Genomic DNA, 17,873 nt, shown 5'->3' with positions numbered 1-17,873 from the left:
CCGCCACCCCGCCGCGCGACCTCGGTCCGCTCACCGGCTCGCTCGCGCATCCCAAGAGCCGCTGGGTGCCGGTCGGCTGGACGGAACTGCCGGGCTTCGGCGAAGACCCGCTGCACGAGGCGTGGATCGCGCTGCTGGCGAACTGCGTGCGACCCAACGCCGCCTTCGCGCCGCTGTGCCGCGACGTGCGCCAGCTGACCATCGCCACGCCCGAAGAGCAGCGCCAGTGGATGACCGAGCGGCTGCAGCCCTACCGCGTCGAGGCGTTGAACGGCCAGACCGAGGGCAAGCTCACCAGCTACTACGAGCCGGTGTACGAAGCCTCGCGCGTGCCCACCGCCACCTTCAACGTGCCGATCTACCAGGCCCCGGACGGCCTGGTGCCGCGCCGCCCGTGGTACACGCGCCAGGAGATCGAGACCCTGCCCGAGGCGCAGGCCGCGCTGCGCGGCCGCGAGATCGCGTGGATGGCCGACCCCATCGACGCGCTGATGCTGCACATCCAGGGCTCGGGGCGCCTGCGCATCACCGAGGCCAACGGCTGGCAGCACACCGTGCGAATGGCCTTCTCGGCCACCAACGAGCAGCCCTACCGCAGCGTGCAGCAATGGCTGATCAGCCAGGGCGTGGCCAAGGTCGGCAAGTGGCCCGACGACACCAAGGCCTGGGCCGCGCAGAACCCGCAGCGCGTGTCGCAACTGATGTGGAGCAACCCGCGCTACGTGTTCTTCCGCGAAGAGACGATGAGCGAGGTCGACGCCGCCTTCGGCCCGCGCGGCGCGCAAGGCGTGCCGCTCACGGCCGGCCGCTCCATCGCGGTCGACCGCGAGAGCATCCCGTACGGCACGCCGGTGTGGCTGGCATCCAGCGGGCCGGCGGCGCAGCTGCAGAAACTGGTGGTGGCGCAGGACACCGGCAGCGCCATCCTCGGCGCGGTGCGCGCCGACTACTTCGCGGGCACCGGCGCCGATGCGGGCCGCCTCGCGGCGAGCATGAATCAGCCGCTGCGCCTGTGGGCGCTGTGGCCGAGGCAGTCGCCCGCTCCCTGAGCAGGGCGCGGCACCTGGTGGATCAATTCAACCTGACGGGAAGCTGAGTGTTTCATTGAGCCGTCATACGAAGTGCCTAACTTCACGGGCTGGTTTCCCCCAATCCATGAAGAAAGACATTGCGCATGACCGCAAATACCCGCACCGACGATCCTTCGGTCGACCTCGACGACATCGGCACCAACCCCACGTCGAACCCCTCGTTCACCGACCTGATCGCCTCGCGCCTGAGCCGCCGCCACCTGTTCGGCCTGGGCGTCGGCACCGCCGGCACGGCGCTGCTGCAGGCGTGCGGCGGTGGTGGAGGTGGCGGCACCGCGTTCCCGGTGCTGCCTCCGGCACCCGCTCCCGCCCCGGCGCCTTCGCCAGCGCCCGCACCCGCGCCCGCGCCCGCACCTGCCGCTGCGATGAAGCTCGGCTTCAATCCCGTGGCCAAGAGCCTCGCCGATGTCGTGACCGTGCCCGCAGGCTACACCGCCAGCGTGCTCTATCGCCTGGGTGATCCGATCGCTTCGGGCGTCGCCGCCTACAAGAACGACGGTTCCGACGACGCCACCACGTACGACCGTCGCGCGGGTGACCACCACGACGGCATGACCTACTTCGGCATGAACGCGTCGAACAAGTGGGACCCCGCCGGCGCATCGCGCGGCCTGCTCGTGATGAACCACGAGGCCATCACGCCGTTGTTCCTGCACCCCGCCGGCCAGACCATCAGCGGCACCGGCAACGCGGCCGCGCGCACCGTCGCCGACGAAGTGCTGCGCGAGTTCTACCTGCACGGCGTGAGCCTGATCGAGGTCAACAAGAGCGGCAGCACCTGGAGCTACAAGCAGGACTCGACCCTCAATCGCCGCGTCCACACGCTCACCGAGATGAGCTTCTCGGGCCCGGCCGCCAAGACCGACTACCTGAAGACCAAGTACTCGACCGACGGCAGCAAGACCCGCGGCACGCTCAACAACTGCGCCAACGGCACCACGCCGTGGGGCACGTACCTCACCTGCGAGGAAAACTGGGCCGGCTACTTCCGCCGCATCGCCGCCAACGACAATGCCAACCGTACGGCCAAGGAATTGGCGTCCTTCAGCCGCTATGGCGTTTCGAGTACTGGCCGCGAGCTGTGGGCCACCGTCACGCCCGATACGGCCGACAACCTCTACGGCCGCTGGAACACCGAAGTCGTGGTCGTGGGCGGCACCGCCGCCGACGACTACCGCAACGGCTCCAACACCTACGGCTGGGTCGTCGAGATCGACCCGTTCAACCCCACGAGCACGCCGAAGAAGCGCACTGCGCTCGGCCGCTTCGGCCATGAAGGCGCCTGCCTGGGCCCGGTCGTGGCCGGCAAGCCGCTGGTCTGGTACATGGGCGACGATTCGCGCAACGAGTACATCTACAAGTTCGTCTCCACGAAGAACTGGGACGCGGCCGACATCGGCGGCGGCATGGCCGCCGGCGACAAGTACATGGACGACGGCCGCCTCTACGTGGCCAAGTTCAAGGCCGACGGCACGGGTGACTGGCTCGAACTGAAGCTCGGCGCCAACAACATCACCGCGAGCTACTCCGCCTATGCCTTCGCCGACGCGGCCGACGTGGTGGTCAATGCGCGCCACGCCGCCGACGCCGCCGGCGCTACCAAGATGGACCGCCCCGAGTGGACGGCCGTCAACCCGAAGACCGGCGAGGTCTACGTCACGCTGACCAACACCAACGCCAGCTCGCGTCCGATCGGCAAGACCGACGCCGCCAACCCGCGCTTCTACAACGACAAGACGACCACCGGCACGGACCAGAAGGGCAACCCGAACGGCCACATCGTGCGCTTTGCCGACACCAACGGCGACCCGACCGCGGTGACCTTCAAGTGGGACGTGTACCTGTTCGGTGCTCGTTCGACTGCATCGGCCGACGTGAACCTGTCCGCCCTCGGCGCCGACAATGACTTCTCCAGCCCCGACGGCATGTGGTTCAGCCAGGCGGCGCCCGGCCTGCTGTGGCTGGAAACCGACGACGGCGCGTACACCGACGTGACCAACTGCATGCTGCTGGCCGCCCTGCCGGGCAAGGTCGGCGACGGCGGCGCGAAGACCATCACCAACGTCGACGGTTCCACCACCGCCACGCAGGCCACCTTCATCGGCAAGGCCCCCGGCACCGACGGCCTGCGCCGCTTCCTGGTCGGCCCGATCGACTGCGAGATCACCGGCATCGCCGAATCGGGTGACGGCCGCGCGCTGTTCGTGAACATCCAGCACCCGGGCGAGAGCACGGCCAAGGGGAACATCTCCGATCCGACGAAGTTCCTCAGCCACTGGCCCGATGGCGGCAACACCCGCCCACGCTCGGCAACCATCGTCATCACGAAAAACGACGGCGGCCTGATCGGCCTCTGATCGTCGCAGGAGCCAGCCCCCTTTCGGGAAACACCGAGGAACCGGCTTGGCCGGGCCTCTGGTGTTGCCCCCGGCGAGGGGGAAGGCGAAGCGACACGAAGTGCGCGAAGCCTGGGGGAGTACCTACTCCCTCGGCAACGGCAGCGCCGTCTTGTATCTGACCTGCTTCAGTGCAAAGCTGGAGCGGATCTTCTCGATCCCCGGAATCGGCGTGAGCTGTTCCAGGATGAATTTCTCCAGCGCCGCCATGTCAGCCACCGCGATGCGGATCAGGTAGTCGCTGTCGCCCGTCATCAGGTAGCACTCCATCACCTCGTCGTGCTCGGCGATGCGCTGCTCGAAATCGGCGAGCGACTGCTTGCTCTGCGTCGTGAGGCTGATCGAGATGAACACGTTGAGCCCCAAGCCCAGCGCCTTGGCGCTGAGGAGCGCCACATAGCGGCCGATCACGCCGTTCGCTTCGAGCACCTTCACCCGCGCGAGGCAGGGCGATGGCGACAGGTGCACGCGCCGCGCCAGCTCCACGTTCGACAGCGCGCCGTCGCGCTGCAGCTCGTCGAGAATGCGCAGGTCGATGGCGTCGAGTTGCATGAAATGCCGGAAGGTTGAAGATTGACGGAATTTTATGCTGCGACGCTTGCAGGGAATTGGCTTCGCCAGTAGCTAATTTTTCGCGTGGCGGCCTAAAGTGCCGATATGAACGCCCCGATTTCGCCCGACCAGATGCGTGCCCTGCTGCTCGACACGCCGCTCTCGCACGACCCCGACCCCGCCGAGACCGCCGAATGGCGCGACGCCTTCCTGGCGCTGGCGCAAACGCAGGGGCCGCAGCGCGCAAAGCAGATGCTGGTCGAGCTGGCCCGGCTCGCGCGGCAGCAGCGCATCGGCTGGCAGCCCGAACTCGCGACGCCGTACGTCAACACCATCGCGGTGGAAGACCAGCCGCCGTTCCCGGGTGACCTCGCCATCGAGGAAAAGCTCGCCTCGCTGATGCGCTGGAACGCGCTCGCGATGGTGGCCAAGGCCAACCAGGCGTATGGCGAACTCGGCGGCCACATCGCCAGCTACGCGAGCGCGGCCGATCTGTTCGAAACCGGCTTCAACCACTTCTTCCATGCGCGCAGCGAGCAGCACCGCGGCGACCTCGTGTTCTTCCAGCCGCACAGCGCGCCGGGCGTCTATGCGCGCGCCTACCTCGAAGGCCGTCTCGGCGAAGAAGACCTGAACCACTACCGCCAGGAACTCACCGCGCCCGCCTTCACCGACGGCAGCGGCGCGCGCGGCCTGTGCAGCTATCCGCATCCGTACCTGATGCCGGACTTCTGGCAGTTCCCCACCGGCTCGATGGGCATCGGCCCCATCAGCTCGATCTACCACGCGCGCTTCATGCGCTACCTCACGCACCGCAACCTGCTGAATTGCGAGGGCCGCAAGGTGTGGGGCGTGTTCGGCGACGGCGAGATGGACGAGCCCGAATCGATGAGCGCGCTGACGCTCGCCGCGCGCGAGAAGCTCGACAACCTCGTGTGGGTGGTCAACTGCAACCTGCAGCGCCTGGACGGCCCGGTGCGCGGCAACGGCCGCATCATCGACGAACTCGAAAAGCTCTTTGCCGGCGCGGGCTGGAACGTCGTCAAGCTCGTGTGGGGCAGCGACTGGGACGGCCTCTTCGCACAGGACGTGAGCGGTGCGCTCGCGCGCGTGTTCGCCAACACCGTCGACGGCCAGATGCAGACCTTTGCGGCCAAGGACGGCCGCTTCAACCGCGACAACTTCTTCGGCCAGAACCCCGAGCTCGCGCGCCTGGCCGAAGGCATGACCGACGAGCAGATCGACCGCCTGAAGCGCGGCGGCCACGACCTCGTGAAGATCCATGCGGCTTACGCGGCAGCGGCCAGGCACAAGGGCCAGCCGACCGTGATCCTCGCCCACACCAAGAAGGGCTACGGCATGGGCAGCGCCGCGCAGGGCAAGATGACCACGCACTCGCACAAGAAGATGGGCGACGTGGACCTCATTGAGTTCCGCGACCGCTTCAACCTGCCGCTCACCGATGCGCAGGCCATCGCGATGGATTTCTACCGCCCGGCCGAGGACAGCGCCGAGATGCGCTACCTGCGCCAGCACCGCGAGGCGCTCGGCGGCGCCATGCCGCGCCGCGAGACAGCGTGCGACATCGTGCCCAAGCCCGACATCGCGAGCTACGCACAGTTCGCGACCGCCGCGGCCGGCAAGGAGATGAGCACCACCATGGCCTTCGTGCGCATGCTGGGCAACCTCATGAAGGACGCTGCGCTCGGCCCGCGCATCGTGCCCATCGTGGCCGACGAGGCGCGCACCTTCGGCATGGCCAACCTGTTCAAGCAGGTGGGCATCTATTCGAGCGTGGGCCAGCGCTACGCGCCCGAAGACATCGGCTCGGTGCTGAGCTACCGCGAAGCGACCGACGGGCAGATTCTTGAAGAAGGCATCAGCGAAGCCGGCGCCATCGCGAGCTGGACGGCCGCGGCCACCAGCTACAGCGTGCATGGACTGGCCATGCTGCCCTTCTACATCTACTACTCGATGTTCGGCTTCCAGCGCGTCGGCGATGCGATCTGGGCCGCGGCCGATCAGCGCGCACGAGGCTTCCTGCTCGGTGCCACGTCGGGCCGCACCACGCTCGGCGGCGAAGGCCTGCAGCACCAGGACGGCAGCAGCCACCTCGTGGCCGCGACCATTCCCAACTGCAAGGCCTATGACCCGGCCTATGCGGGCGAGATGGCGGTGATCGTCGACGCGGGCATCCGCGAGATGATGGTCGAGCAGAAGGACGTGTTCTATTACGTCACGCTCATGAACGAGAACTACGCGCAGCCCGATGTGCCGGAAGGTGCGGAAGGCGACATCCTGCGCGGGTGCTACCGCTTCGGCGTGTATTCGCCGGCCTCCGGCAAGGCGAAGAAGAAGGTCACGCTGATGGGCTCGGGCGCGATCCTGACGGAAGTCGTCAAGGCCGCGCAGCTGCTGGCCGATGAAGGCATCGAGGCCGAGGTGTTCAGCGTCACGAGCTGGAGCGAGCTTGCGCGCGACGGCCAAGCCTGCGAGCAGCGCGCGCTGGCTGGTGAAGAAGCCGGCACGCCCTTCATCGCGCAGCAGCTCGGCAAGGGCAGCGGCAAGGCACCGGTCATTGCCGCCACCGACTACGTGCGCGCCGTGCCCGAGAGCGTGCGCGCCTTCCTGCCCGAAGGCCGCCGCTACCTCACGCTGGGCACCGACGGCTTCGGCCGCAGCGACACGCGTGCGGCGCTGCGCGGATTCTTCGGGGTGGATGCCGCGAGCATTGCAAACGCCGCGCGGCACGCGCTGAACTGAGCGCCGGCGGCCGCGCAGGGCCTGCGTTAGAGTCGCAGGCCCCACCTCCATCGCACCCATGACCGCCCGCTTCCAGTCCCTCGCTCCCGCCGTCCGCCTCGCCGACCAGGTGGCCGATGCGCTCGCGGCCGAGGTGCGCAGCGGGCGTCTTTCCGAAGGCGACCGCCTGCCGACCGAGGCCGCGCTGGCCGAGCAGTTCGGCGTCAGCCGCACGGTGGTGCGCGAGGCTGTGTCGCGGCTCAAGTCGCTGGGGTTGCTCGACTCGCGCCAGGGCAGCGGCGTGTACGTGCGTGCCGCCGGTGTCGAGCCGCTGCGCTTCGAGATGCCGCACGTCGCCTCGCGCGAAGCCGTCATCCAGATGGTCGAGGTGCGCCGTGCGCTCGAGGCCGAAGTGGCCGCGCTGGCCGCCGAGCGCCGCACGGCCGACGACGTGCAGCGCATCCGCGAGGCCATCGATGCGCTGCATGCGGCGGTCGAGGCGGGCGGCAACGGCGCCGACGAGGACGTGCGCTTCCACCGCGCCATCGCCGAGGCGGCGCGCAATCCGTTCCTGATCGGCACGCTGCAGTACCTGCGCCAGTTCCTGCATGGCGCCACCCGCGTCACGCGCGCCAACGAGGCGCGCCGCGCCGACTTCGCGCGCGAGGTGGCGCAGGAACACGCGCGCATCGTCGAGGCCATCGAGGCCGGCGACCCGCTGCGCGCGCGCGAGGCGGCCAAGAACCACATGGACAACGCGATCCGCCGCATCGAGCTGGCCGATCCCGCGTTCTGGCAGCAGGAAGGCGCGCAACTCGCGCGGCCCCTGGTCGAAGGCTGGCCCGTCGGCAGCTGAGTCCGCCGACACATAAAGACACCAGAAAGTCGCCGCAGGAGGCGTTGCCTTCGGGTTTCCCCGGGTCAATCAACAAAACTCAGATTTGTATGATGACCTGACAAATCAAGCGGGACAAACCTTTTCATGACTTCTTCCACCCTCCCGGCCGGCGCCACGCACGCCGCGCCGTCCGCCACAGCCGATGCCGCGCTCGAAAAGCGCACCTACGCCAAGGTGTTCTGGCGCCTCGTGCCCTTCCTCATGCTCTGCTACGTGGTCGCGTACCTCGACCGCGTCAACGTCGGCTTCGCCAAGCTGCAGATGGGGCAGGACCTGGGCTTCAGCGAGACCGTGTTCGGCCTGGGTGCGGGCATCTTCTTCCTCGGCTACTTCCTGTTCGAGGTGCCGAGCAACCTGCTGCTCAACCGCGTCGGAGCACGCATCTGGATCGCGCGGATCATGATCACCTGGGGCCTGCTGTCGGCCTGTTTCATGTTCGTGAAGACGCCGACCAGCTTCTACATCCTGCGCTTCCTGCTCGGCGTGGCCGAGGCGGGCTTCTATCCCGGCGTGATCCTGTACCTCACGCACTGGTACCCGGCCCACCGGCGCGCGCGGATCATCGCGGTGTTCATGTCGGCGATTCCGGTGGCGGGCATCTTCGGCAACCCCCTGTCGGGCTGGATCATGGACAGCTTCCACGGCGCGGCGTCGCTGAGCGGCTGGCAATGGATGTTCATCATCGAGGCCGTCCCGGCCGTGATCGTGGGCGTGATGGTGCTGGTCTACCTCGACAACGGCATTGCGCAGGCACGCTGGCTCGACGCGGCGGAAAAGGCGCTGCTGCAGCGCGAGATAGCGCGCGATGCCGACCACGGCGCCAAGGGGCCGCACTCGGTGGCTGGCGTGTTCCGCGATGTGCGCATATGGTGGATGGCGTTGATCTACTTCGCCTTCGTCATGGGCCAATACGCGCTGACTTTCTGGCTGCCCACGCTGGTCAAGGCCACGGGCGTGCAGGGCAACCTCCACATCGGGCTGCTCAGCGCGATCCCGTTCGTCTGCGCCATCGTCGCGATGAACCTCTTCGGCCGCAGCGCCGACCGTCGCCAGGAGCGCCGCTGGCACCTGATCGTGCCCGCGCTGATGGGCGCCATCGGCTTCACGGTCGCGGCTTCGTACACGCAGAACACCGCCGTGTCGCTCGCCTTCCTGTCGCTCGCCGCGGCCGGCGTGCTGACCTGCGCGCCGCTGTTCTGGTCGCTGCCTACCGCCTTTCTGTCGGGCACGGCGGCTGCGGCCGGCATCGCGGCCATCAACTCGGTGGGCAACCTCGCGGGCTTCGTGAGCCCGTACCTCATCGGCTATCTGAAAGACCTGACGGGCAGCACGCAGATCGGCATGTACGTGCTGGCCGCGGCGCTGGTGCTCGGCGCCATCGGCGTGTGGCTCACGCCGAAGCAACTCGTGAATCGCTGATCGAAAGAACATCCTGATGACCTCTTCCTCCAACTCTCCAGTCGTCGGCCTCGTGGGCCTCGGCGCCATGGGCGCCGGCATGGCGCAATCGCTGCGCCGCGCGGGTCATGCGCCGCACGTGTTCGACGTGCGCCGCGAGGTGGCCGAAGCCTTCGCGCGCGACGGCGGAACGGCCTGCGGCACGCTGGCCGCGCTCGGCGCGCAGTGCGACATCGTGGTCAGCGTGGTCGTGAATGCCGCGCAGACCGAGTCGGTGCTGTTCGGCGACGGCACCACGCCCGGATGCGCCGCGTCGATGAAGCCTGGCAGCCTGTTCGTGATGTGCTCCACTGTGGACCCGAACTGGTCGGTGGCGCTCGAGGCGCGCCTCGCGAAGCTGGGCATCCTGTACCTCGACGCGCCGATCTCCGGCGGCGCCGCCAAGGCCGCGAGTGGCCAGATGACGATGATGACCGCCGGCACGCCCGCCGCCTACGAGAAGGCAGGCGCCGTGCTCGACGCGATGGCCGCCAAGGTCTACCGCCTGGGCGACTCGGCAGGCGCTGGCAGCAAGGTGAAGGTCATCAACCAGCTGCTGGCCGGCGTGCACATCGCGGCCGCGGCCGAGGCGATGGCGCTGGGCCTGCGCGAAGGCGTGGACCCGGCCGCGCTCTACGAGGTCATCACGCACAGCGCGGGCAACAGCTGGATGTTCGAGAACCGCATGGCGCATGTGCTCGCGGGCGACTACACGCCGCTGTCGGCGGTCGACATCTTCGTGAAGGACCTGGGCCTGGTGCTCGACGTGGCGCGCGCCAGCAAGTTCCCGCTGCCGCTGTCGTCCACCGCGCACCAGATGTTCATGCAGGCCTCGACCGCGGGCTATGCGCGCGAGGACGACAGCGCGGTCATCAAGATCTTCCCGGGCATCGAAGTGCCGGCCCCGAAAAAACAAGCCTGAAGTAGAAAGCAGAGACACACAGCATGAACATCCTCATCACCGGCGGCTGCGGCTTCCTCGGCGCCCGCCTCGCTCGCACGCTGCTCGCGGGCGGCAACCTCGCACTGGCCGGCGGCGCCGCGCAGCCCGTGTCGCGCATCACGCTGGCCGACCGCGTGCCGCCGCCCGCCGACCTGGCCGGCGACGCGCGCATCCAGTTCGTGCAGGGCGACCTGCTCGAACAACTAGGCAACGGCGCGCTGCCCATCGCCGAGACGCAGCTCGTGTTCCATCTCGCCGCCGCCGTCAGCGGTGAATGCGAGGCCGACTTCGACCTCGGCATGCGCAGCAACCTCGACGCCACGCGCGGCCTGCTCGAAGCCGCGCGCCGCGCGGGCCACTCGCCGGTGTTCGTGTTCTCCAGCTCGGTCGCGGTGTTCGGCGATTCGCCTGAACAGCGCCTGCCGGCCGTGATCGAGGACACCACGCTGCCGACGCCGCAGAACAGCTACGGCATCCAGAAATTCATCGGCGAGCAGCTGGTGGCCGACTTCACGCGCAAGGGCTTCGTGCAGGGCCGCAACGTGCGGCTCATGACGGTGTCGGTGCGCCCCGGCCGGCCCAACGGCGCGGCCTCCAGCTTCCTGAGCGGCATGCTGCGCGAGCCGCTGGCCGGCGAGCGCGCGCGCTGCCCGGTGTCGCCCGACACGCCGGTCGCGCTGGCCTCGCCCGGCAACACCGTCGCGGGCATCGTGCGCGCGGCCACGGCCAGCACTGCCGAATGGGGGGCGCGCACCGCCATCAACCTGCCCGCGCTGACGACCACCGTGCGCGAGATGGCGCAGGCGCTCGAACGCATCGCCGGCAAGGAGGCAACCGGACTCATCGACTGGGAGCCCGATGCGGCCATCGCGAAGATCGTCACCAGCTGGCCCAGCCGCATCCACGCGGCACGCGCCGAGGCGCTGGGCCTGAAGGCCGACGCAAGCTTCGACGCCATCCTGCGCGACTACGTTCGCGAGAACGCGCAGGCCGTGAAGCTGCCTGTGAAGGGCTGAGCCATGGCCAAGCTCGTGCTCGGCTGCATTGCCGACGATTTCACCGGTGCCACCGATCTCGCCAACAACCTCGTGCGCGCGGGCATGCGCGTGGTGCAGGCCATCGGCGTGCCCGAAGGCCCGCTCGATGCCGACGTCGATGCCGTCGTCGTCGCCCTCAAGTCGCGCACCATCGCGCCGGCCGAGGCCATCGCGCAGTCGCTCGACGCATTGCGCTGGCTGCAGGCGCAGGGCGCGCGGCAGATCTACTTCAAGTACTGCTCCACCTTCGACAGCACGGCGCAGGGCAACATCGGCCCCGTGACCGAGGCGCTGATGGACGCGCTGAACTGCGACTTCACCATCGCCACGCCCGCCTTTCCAGACAACAAGCGCACCGTGTTCAAGGGCTACCTGTTCGCGGGCGAGGTGCTGCTCAACGAGAGCGGCATGCAGAACCATCCGCTCACGCCGATGACCGACCCGAACCTTGTGCGCGTGCTGCAGGCGCAGTGCAAACGCAAGGTGGGACTGATCGACTATGCGGTGGTGGCGCGCGGCGCGGCCGCCATCGACGAGCGCATCGCTCAGCTGAAGGCCGAGGGCGTGGGCATCGCCATCGTCGACGCGGTGTCGAACGACGACCTGCTGCGCATGGGCCCGGCACTTGCGAAGATGCCGCTGCTCACCGCAGGCTCGGGCGTGGCCATCGGCCTGCCGGCCAACTTCGGGCTTGCGCCTTCGTCGCAGGCCAGTGCGTTGCCCAAGGCCGGTGGCAGGACCGCGGTGGTCTCGGGCAGCTGCTCGCTCGCGACCAACCGGCAGGTGCTCGATTTCATCCAGCGCGGCGGCCAGGCGATGGCCATCGACCCGCTGCGCATCGCGGCGGGCGTGGACGTTGCCGCCGAAGTGCTGGCCTGGGCCACGCCCTTGATCGACAAGGGCCCCGTGCTCGTTTACTCGACCGCCGAAGCCGGCGCCGTGAAGTCGGTGCAAGGCAGGCTCGGTGTCGAGGAGGCCGGCGCGATGGTCGAACGCACCATTGCAGCCATCGCGCGCGGCCTGGTCGAACGCGGCGTACACCAGCTGGTGGTGGCCGGCGGTGAAACCTCGGGTGCATGCGTGCAGGCGCTAGGCATCGCGCAGATGCAGATCGGCCCGCAGATCGACCCCGGTGTGCCGTGGTGCCACGCGCGCTCCGACGCCGCGCCCGAGACGGGTGTGCACATCGCACTGAAGTCCGGCAACTTCGGTAGTGACGATTTCTTCACCAAGGCCTTTACAGTGCTCGCATGACCGAGAACGAAGCCCGCGCAGAAATCTGCCGCGTCGGCCGCAGCCTGTTCGAGCGCGGCTACGTGCATGCCACGGCCGGCAACATCAGCGTGCGGCTGGACGACGGCTTTCTGATCACACCGACCGACGCATGCCTCGGCTTTCTCGACCCGGCCCGATTGGCAAGGCTCGACGCACAAGGCCAGCAGACCAGCGGCGACCGCGCGAGCAAGACCATCGCGCTGCACACGCGAATCTACGCAGCCGCTCGCAAGTTCGATGCGAACACGGCCTGTGTGATCCACACGCACAGCACGCACTGCGTGGCGCTCACGTTGAACAACCCGGGTGACGAGCTGCTGCCCGCCCTCACGCCGTACTTCGTGATGAAGGTCGGCCACGTGCCGGTCATTCCGTACCACCGGCCCGGCGCACCCGAAGCGGCCGAACAGGTGGCGCAGGCCATCGAGCGCCTCGGCGCTGCCGGCACCCCGATCCGTGCCGTGATGCTCACGCGCCTGGGCCCCAATGTCTGGCACGACACGCCGGCCGCCGCCATGGCCGTGCTCGAGGAACTAGAGGAAACCGCCCGGCTTCAAATGCTTGCGAGCGCCGCAAGGCCTGCACCGCTGAACGCCGAACAGATCGATGAACTGCGCCGCACCTTCGGAGCGCGCTGGTAGTAGAAACACCCCATGCCCCAATTCGCCGCCAACCTCTCGATGCTCTATCCGGAGCTCGCCTTTCTCGACCGCTTCGACGCCGCCGCGAAAGACGGCTTCAAGGCCGTGGAGTACCTCTTCCCGTACGACTTTTCGAAAGACGAGATCCTCGCAAGGCTGAAGCACAACGGCTTGCAGCAGGTGCTGTTCAACGGCCCTCCCGGCGACTGGAACGGCGGCGAACGCGGCCTGGCCTGCCTGTCCGGACGCGAGGCCGAGTTCCGCGAAGGCATCGCCAGGGCCATCGACTACGCCGTGGCGCTCGACTGCCCCCGCATCCACGTCATGGCCGGCCTCGTGCCCGAAGGCCTGGAGCGCGATGCGCTGCGGCCCGTGTACCTGGACAACCTGCGCTGGGCCGCGGCCGAAGCTGCCAAGGCAAACCGCGACGTGCTGATCGAGCCGATCAACACGCGTGACATTCCGGGCTTCTTCCTCAACCGCCAGGACCAGGCGCACGAGATCGTCGAGGCCGTCGGCGCACCGAACCTCAAGGTGCAGATGGACCTGTACCACTGCCAGATCGTCGAAGGCGACGTGGCCATGAAGATCCGCAAGTACCTGCCCACCGGCCGCGTCGGCCACATCCAGATCGCCGGCGTGCCAGAGCGCCACGAGCCCGACATCGGCGAGCAGAACTACCCGTACCTGTTCGACGTGATCGACGAAGTGTCGGCGCAGTGCGGATGGCAGGGCTGGGTCGGCTGCGAATACCGGCCGCGCCGCGGTTCGGAGCCGGGCGGCACCTCGGCCGGGCTCGGCTGGTTGCGCGCTTTGCAGCAGCGCGCATGAAGCTCGAAGCGCTGCGCATTCCGGTGCCGCTGCGAGGTTTCGCGGCGGGCGATGCGCAGCTGTTCGACGTCACGCTGGCCGGCGACAGGGTCGGGTCCGTCGTGGCCAGCGCTCAACAGCAGCACGCGCGCGGCACGCTGCTGAGCGCACTGGTCGAGGCGCATGCGCACATCGACAAGAACTACACCGTGCAGGACGTGGGTGCGGCGCAGGGCAATCTGTTCGCCGCCATCGACCGCATGAACAAGCACCGCGACAGCTGGACCGGCGAGTCGCTGCGCCTGCGCATGGAGCGCGCGCTGCACGACGCATGGCAATCGGGCGCGCGCGCGCTGCGCACGCACCTCGATTGGGTGCAGCCCGAGCCGCCCGCCGCCCTGCCCGTGTTCGAGGCACTGCGCGAAGAATGGCGTGGCCGCGTCGAGCTGCAGTTCGTTTCGCTCACGCCGCTCGACCTGTTCGCCGACCTTGCCGCTGGCGAGCGCATTGCATGCGAGGTGAAGCGTGCGGGCGGCGTGCTCGGCGCGTTCGTCTACCGCAACGAAGGCATCGTCCACAAGCTCGGGCGCGTGTTCGACCTCGCGCAGCAGCACGGGCTGGGGCTCGACTTCCATGTCGACGAAGGCCTCGACGCCGAAGCCAGCGGTCTGCGCAGCATCGCGCAACTGGTGCGTGCGCGCAATTTCAGGAACGGCGTGGCCTGCGGCCATGCCTGCTCGCTGTCGGTGCAGGGCGATGGAGTTGCCAATGAAACACTGGCGCTGTGCGCCGGCGCGGGCATTCACCTCGTCGCGCTGCCCACCACCAACCTCTACCTGCAAGGCGCCTGGGACCGCACGCCCGTGCAGCGCGGCATCACGCGCATCCGCGAGGCGGCGGCATGGGGCTTGCGTGCAAGCCTGGCAACCGACAACGTGCAGGACGCCTTCTATCCCTACGGCAGCTACGACCTCCTGGAGACCTTCGGCCTTGGTGTGCAGATGGCGCACCTGGCACCGGCCTCCGACTGGCTCGACGCCGTCACCGTGAGCCCCGCGAAAGCCCTGGGGCTCGCATGGGACGGGCGCATCGCGCCGGGCTGCCCGGCGGACCTGCTGGTGTTGGCGGCAACCGACGAACACGAACTCATCGGCCCGCGCGGACGGCAACGCACCGTCATCCGCGCCGGCCGGGCACTGGAGAAAACACAATGAGCATGGGCAAGCCAATGGCCAATTACGCCGCCGCCAGGCGCGTGGGCGATTTCGTCTTCATGAGCGGCGTGGTCGCGGTCGACCCCGCCACGCGCCGCGCAGTCGCAGGCTACGACGCGATTCCCGAGGCCGCACGCACCGCGCTGCAGGGTGTCGGCTACGCCACGGGGCAGATGTCGGTCGACGTGTTCGAGGCGCCCATCGTCGCGCAGAGCTGGTTCGTGCTCGAGCGCATCCGCCAGATCGCGGCCGAGCATGGCGGCACGATGGAAGACGTGGTGAAGCTGGTGCAGTACTTCCGCCACCTGCCGCACTACGCGTTCTACAACCGCGTGCGCGGCCTGTTCTATCCGGGCGAGCCGCCGGTGAGCACGGTGGTGGAGGTGTCGCGCTTCTTGCCGGGAGACGAAGTGCTGGTGGAAGTCGAAGCCACCATGTACCTGCCCCAGCGCTCGCCTTCTACTTGACGCCCGCGCCCTTCAGCAGGAACTCCGTCACCTGCTCGATCAGGTAGCGCCGGTCCTTGTCGTCGCCCTGCTGGGCCACGTTGCGGAAGTACGCGGCCTGGGTGGCGTGGTCGGCATAGAACTGCGTCACGGCCCAGATGTGGAACAGCACCAGCATCGGGTCGGCCTTGTCCATCAGGCCCTGGTTCATCCAGTTCTGGATCACGGCGGCGGCCTGGTCGGTGCGCTGCTTGCTCGTGTCCATCATGTCGTCGATGACCGGCGCGCCGCGCAACATCTCGGCGGTGAAGATGCGCGAGCGCAGCGGGTGCTCGAACGAGAACATCATCTTGCGCTGGATCAGGTCGCCCAGCACCTTGCGCGGGCCGAAGGCCTCGTCGCTGAAGCCGAACACCACGATCCAGTCGGTGAGGATGTCCTGCAGCACCTGGCGATACAGCGCTTCCTTGCTCTCTATGTAGTAGTGCAACTGCGCCTTCGAGAGCCCGGCCTTGTCGGCAATGGCCTGCGTCGATGCGCCGGCCAGCCCCTCGCTGGCGAACACTTCGATGGCGGCCTGGTTGATGAGGCCGAGCACCTGCGTGTACTTGCGCGAGCGGCCGCGCGTGGCGGGCGCCTCGCCGTCGCCTTCTTCGTTGATGGGAGGACGCGCGCTCACAGCTGGAGTTCCAGTTCCTGCCCCTTGGCGCGCGAGCAGCACAGGGCGACCTTGTGGCGGCGCTCGCTGCCTGTGAGGCAGAAGTCGCGATGCTCGGCGCCTGCACCGTCGCCCTCGACCACGCAGGTGCCGCACAGGCCCTGCTGGCACGACACGGGGATGTCGATGCCGACTTCGTGCAGCGCGTCGACGGCAGTCTGGTCTGCGGCAACGGGCACGCTGATGCCGCGCCGTGCGAGCTTCAGCGTGAAGGGCAGGCCGGTTGGGGTACCGGCATCGGTGGGTGTGGCGAAATATTCGGCGTGCAGCGCGTCTTCGGGCCAGTGCGCGGCCGCGTCGCGCACCGCCTGCATGAAGCCGCCGGGGCCGCACACGTACAGGTGCGTGCCAGGTGCGGGTCGGGCCAGCAGCGCTCGCAGGTCGATACGCTGCGAGGCGTCGCCCTGGTCGAGATGCAGCCGCAGATGCGGCGCCAGCGCGGGGTCGCGCAGCGCGCCGGCAAAGGCCAGGTGCTCCTCGCTGCGCGCGAACACGCAGAGCGTGAACGATGCGCCGCGCGCCGCGAGCGCCTGCGCCATCGCCAGGAGCGGCGTCATGCCGATGCCGCCGGCCATCAGCAGATGGTGCGCGGCCTCCTCGCGCAGCGGAAAGGTGTTGCGCGGCGCGCTGATCGCGAGCAGGTCGCCTTCGCGCACGCGCTCATGCATCGAGGCCGAGCCGCCGCGGCTGTCGAGTTCGCGCTTCACGCCGATCACGTACGAGTTGGCGCCGCAAGGCGCGCGCGCCAGCGAATACGGCCGCGAGAACCCACCAGGCATGTGCACGTCGATGTGCGCGCCGGCCTCGTAGGAAGGCAGCGGCCGGCCCCACGGATGGGCCAGTTCGAAGGCCAGTATTTCAGGCGTCTGCCGCGAGATGCGTTCGACGCGGACGGTGAGCGTGCGTTCGAGGCTCATGGTGATGTGTCTCCCTGCTTTCTGCGTTCTCTAGATGCTGCCCAGCTTGCGCGACACGCGCTCGATGAAGTGGCTGCGGTCGCTTGCAGTCACGGCGTTCATGTCGTGCAGCTGCAGCCACGTCACCTTGCAGCGCCATGCGAACAGCGCGCGCAATGCGCGCGTGAACAGCCGCCGGCCCGGGTCGCCGATCATCATCACGAACCAGCGCGGCGAGCCGCCGGTGGTCACCACCGTGAGCCGCTGGATGTGCCGCAGCCCAGACTTCGCGATCTGCCCCTTGCGCTGCGCCGGCAGGAAGGCCACGCCCGGCAGCCACACCCGTTCGAGCCAGCCCTTGAGCATCGACGGCGGTCCGTGGAACCAGGTCGGAAACACGAACACCAGGTGCTCGGCCCACAGCAGCGCCTCGACGTGGGGTTTCACGCGTTCGCGGATCAGGTCGGGGTTGTCGAGGTAGGCGATGCGCTCTTCGCGGGTCAGCGTCGGGTCGAAGCCCTCGGCGTACAGGTCGATGGCCTTGACGGGGTGCCGCGGCTGGAGCGCTTCGAGCGCGGTGCGGTAGAGCGCGTGGTTGAAGCTGTCAGGGTTCGGATGGCAGTGGATGACTAACGTTTTCATGGTTGAGGGCCGGTTCGCTCAGCGTTTCTTTGTTGCTGGCGAGACGGGGTCAGAGCCCAGGGGATAAAAGGCCGCGCAGTGCCTTATGGCAACCCAGGCGCCGGCATCTGACCCCGGCGCAAGCCCCGCGCGACC

General features: G+C 68.4%; 16 protein-coding genes. 12 read left to right on the top strand and 4 right to left on the bottom strand.

Annotation, left to right across the window (positions count from 1 at the left end; translation table 11 throughout):
* Both ACCC97_RS18815 and ACCC97_RS18810 read left to right on the top strand, forming a co-directional pair.
* The coding region (locus ACCC97_RS18815; protein WP_413334335.1) for a murein transglycosylase A at positions 1-1,049 on the top strand (1,049 nt) is incomplete at its 5' end.
* A 125-nt stretch (positions 1,050-1,174) separates the two neighbouring features.
* On the top strand, positions 1,175-3,448 hold the full coding sequence (locus ACCC97_RS18810; RefSeq protein ID WP_413334334.1) for a PhoX family protein: 2,274 nt from the start codon (positions 1,175-1,177) through the stop codon (positions 3,446-3,448).
* Positions 3,449-3,571: 123 nt separating this feature from the next.
* Here the strand turns inward: ACCC97_RS18810 and ACCC97_RS18805 are convergent, their stop codons facing one another.
* Positions 3,572-4,039, bottom strand: a complete 468-nt coding sequence (locus ACCC97_RS18805; protein WP_007829154.1) for an Lrp/AsnC family transcriptional regulator — start codon at positions 4,037-4,039, stop codon at positions 3,572-3,574.
* Positions 4,040-4,144: 105 nt separating this feature from the next.
* Here ACCC97_RS18805 and mdeB point away from each other — a divergent pair, with 105 nt between their 5' ends.
* The 10 genes from mdeB (at position 4,145) to ACCC97_RS18755 (ending at position 15,503) form a co-directional block, all read left to right on the top strand.
* Positions 4,145-6,802 (top strand): alpha-ketoglutarate dehydrogenase, encoded by a 2,658-nt coding sequence (gene mdeB / locus ACCC97_RS18800; RefSeq protein ID WP_413334332.1) that lies wholly within the window; start codon positions 4,145-4,147, stop codon positions 6,800-6,802.
* Positions 6,803-6,860: 58 nt separating this feature from the next.
* Positions 6,861-7,637 (top strand): FadR/GntR family transcriptional regulator, encoded by a 777-nt coding sequence (locus ACCC97_RS18795; RefSeq protein WP_007829150.1) that lies wholly within the window; start codon positions 6,861-6,863, stop codon positions 7,635-7,637.
* A gap of 126 nt (positions 7,638-7,763) precedes the next feature.
* Positions 7,764-9,098 carry an MFS transporter gene (locus tag ACCC97_RS18790; protein WP_413334330.1) on the top strand — a complete coding sequence of 445 codons (1,335 nt, stop codon included), beginning with the start codon at positions 7,764-7,766 and terminating at the stop codon, positions 9,096-9,098.
* A gap of 16 nt (positions 9,099-9,114) precedes the next feature.
* A complete protein-coding gene (ltnD, locus tag ACCC97_RS18785) occupies positions 9,115-10,038 on the top strand; it encodes an L-threonate dehydrogenase (protein WP_413334328.1) in 924 nt (307 codons plus the stop codon).
* Positions 10,039-10,061: 23 nt separating this feature from the next.
* Positions 10,062-11,075, top strand: a complete 1,014-nt coding sequence (gene denD / locus ACCC97_RS18780) for a D-erythronate dehydrogenase (protein ID WP_007829145.1) — start codon at positions 10,062-10,064, stop codon at positions 11,073-11,075.
* A 3-nt stretch (positions 11,076-11,078) separates the two neighbouring features.
* Positions 11,079-12,350, top strand: a complete 1,272-nt coding sequence (gene otnK / locus ACCC97_RS18775; RefSeq protein WP_413334326.1) for a 3-oxo-tetronate kinase — start codon at positions 11,079-11,081, stop codon at positions 12,348-12,350.
* Entirely contained in the window at positions 12,347-13,012 is a 666-nt protein-coding gene (locus ACCC97_RS18770; protein WP_413334324.1) for an aldolase, read from the top strand. The genes otnK and ACCC97_RS18770 overlap by 4 nt, the downstream gene beginning before the upstream one ends.
* Before the next feature lie 12 nt (positions 13,013-13,024).
* Positions 13,025-13,843 (top strand): 2-oxo-tetronate isomerase, encoded by an 819-nt coding sequence (otnI, locus tag ACCC97_RS18765; RefSeq protein WP_413334321.1) that lies wholly within the window; start codon positions 13,025-13,027, stop codon positions 13,841-13,843.
* Entirely contained in the window at positions 13,840-15,036 is a 1,197-nt protein-coding gene (locus ACCC97_RS18760) for an amidohydrolase family protein (RefSeq protein ID WP_007829138.1), read from the top strand. The genes otnI and ACCC97_RS18760 overlap by 4 nt, the downstream gene beginning before the upstream one ends.
* A complete protein-coding gene (locus ACCC97_RS18755) occupies positions 15,033-15,503 on the top strand; it encodes a RidA family protein (RefSeq protein WP_007829136.1) in 471 nt (156 codons plus the stop codon). The genes ACCC97_RS18760 and ACCC97_RS18755 overlap by 4 nt, the downstream gene beginning before the upstream one ends.
* Here ACCC97_RS18755 and ACCC97_RS18750 read toward each other — a convergent pair.
* The 3 genes from ACCC97_RS18750 to ACCC97_RS18740 are packed head-to-tail and all read right to left on the bottom strand — an operon-like array spanning position 15,496 to position 17,738.
* Positions 15,496-16,161, bottom strand: coding sequence for a TetR family transcriptional regulator C-terminal domain-containing protein (locus ACCC97_RS18750; RefSeq protein WP_007829134.1), 666 nt, complete (start codon positions 16,159-16,161; stop codon positions 15,496-15,498). The two genes, ACCC97_RS18755 and ACCC97_RS18750, sit on opposite strands and share 8 nt — an antisense overlap.
* Entirely contained in the window at positions 16,158-17,117 is a 960-nt protein-coding gene (locus ACCC97_RS18745) for a PDR/VanB family oxidoreductase (protein WP_413334319.1), read from the bottom strand. The genes ACCC97_RS18750 and ACCC97_RS18745 overlap by 4 nt, the downstream gene beginning before the upstream one ends.
* A 30-nt stretch (positions 17,118-17,147) precedes the next feature.
* Entirely contained in the window at positions 17,148-17,738 is a 591-nt protein-coding gene (locus ACCC97_RS18740; RefSeq protein WP_007829130.1) for an NAD(P)H-dependent oxidoreductase, read from the bottom strand.
* Positions 17,739-17,873: the final 135 nt, after the last annotated feature.

This window comes from Variovorax sp. Varisp85 (assembly GCF_047304045.1).
Lineage (GTDB): Bacteria > Pseudomonadota > Gammaproteobacteria > Burkholderiales > Burkholderiaceae_C > Variovorax.
Note: the sequence above shows the minus strand (reverse complement) of the source record. Positions and strands in the feature narration are given on the sequence as shown.

Bases quoted from the DNA above. Each gene is read 5' to 3' on its own strand.
- ACCC97_RS18805 (WP_007829154.1), bottom strand. From the start codon at position 4,039: ATGCAACTCGACGCCATCGACCTGCGCATTCTCGACGAGCTGCAGCGC.
- ACCC97_RS18810 (WP_413334334.1), top strand. From the start codon at position 1,175: ATGACCGCAAATACCCGCACCGACGATCCTTCGGTCGACCTCGACGAC.
- ltnD (WP_413334328.1), top strand. From the start codon at position 9,115: ATGACCTCTTCCTCCAACTCTCCAGTCGTCGGCCTCGTGGGCCTCGGC.
- ACCC97_RS18760 (WP_007829138.1), top strand. From the start codon at position 13,840: ATGAAGCTCGAAGCGCTGCGCATTCCGGTGCCGCTGCGAGGTTTCGCG.
- ACCC97_RS18755 (WP_007829136.1), top strand. From the start codon at position 15,033: ATGAGCATGGGCAAGCCAATGGCCAATTACGCCGCCGCCAGGCGCGTG.
- mdeB (WP_413334332.1), top strand. From the start codon at position 4,145: ATGAACGCCCCGATTTCGCCCGACCAGATGCGTGCCCTGCTGCTCGAC.
- ACCC97_RS18745 (WP_413334319.1), bottom strand. From the start codon at position 17,117: ATGAGCCTCGAACGCACGCTCACCGTCCGCGTCGAACGCATCTCGCGG.
- otnK (WP_413334326.1), top strand. From the start codon at position 11,079: ATGGCCAAGCTCGTGCTCGGCTGCATTGCCGACGATTTCACCGGTGCC.
- ACCC97_RS18740 (WP_007829130.1), bottom strand. From the start codon at position 17,738: ATGAAAACGTTAGTCATCCACTGCCATCCGAACCCTGACAGCTTCAAC.
- ACCC97_RS18790 (WP_413334330.1), top strand. From the start codon at position 7,764: ATGACTTCTTCCACCCTCCCGGCCGGCGCCACGCACGCCGCGCCGTCC.
- otnI (WP_413334321.1), top strand. From the start codon at position 13,025: ATGCCCCAATTCGCCGCCAACCTCTCGATGCTCTATCCGGAGCTCGCC.
- denD (WP_007829145.1), top strand. From the start codon at position 10,062: ATGAACATCCTCATCACCGGCGGCTGCGGCTTCCTCGGCGCCCGCCTC.
- ACCC97_RS18795 (WP_007829150.1), top strand. From the start codon at position 6,861: ATGACCGCCCGCTTCCAGTCCCTCGCTCCCGCCGTCCGCCTCGCCGAC.
- ACCC97_RS18770 (WP_413334324.1), top strand. From the start codon at position 12,347: ATGACCGAGAACGAAGCCCGCGCAGAAATCTGCCGCGTCGGCCGCAGC.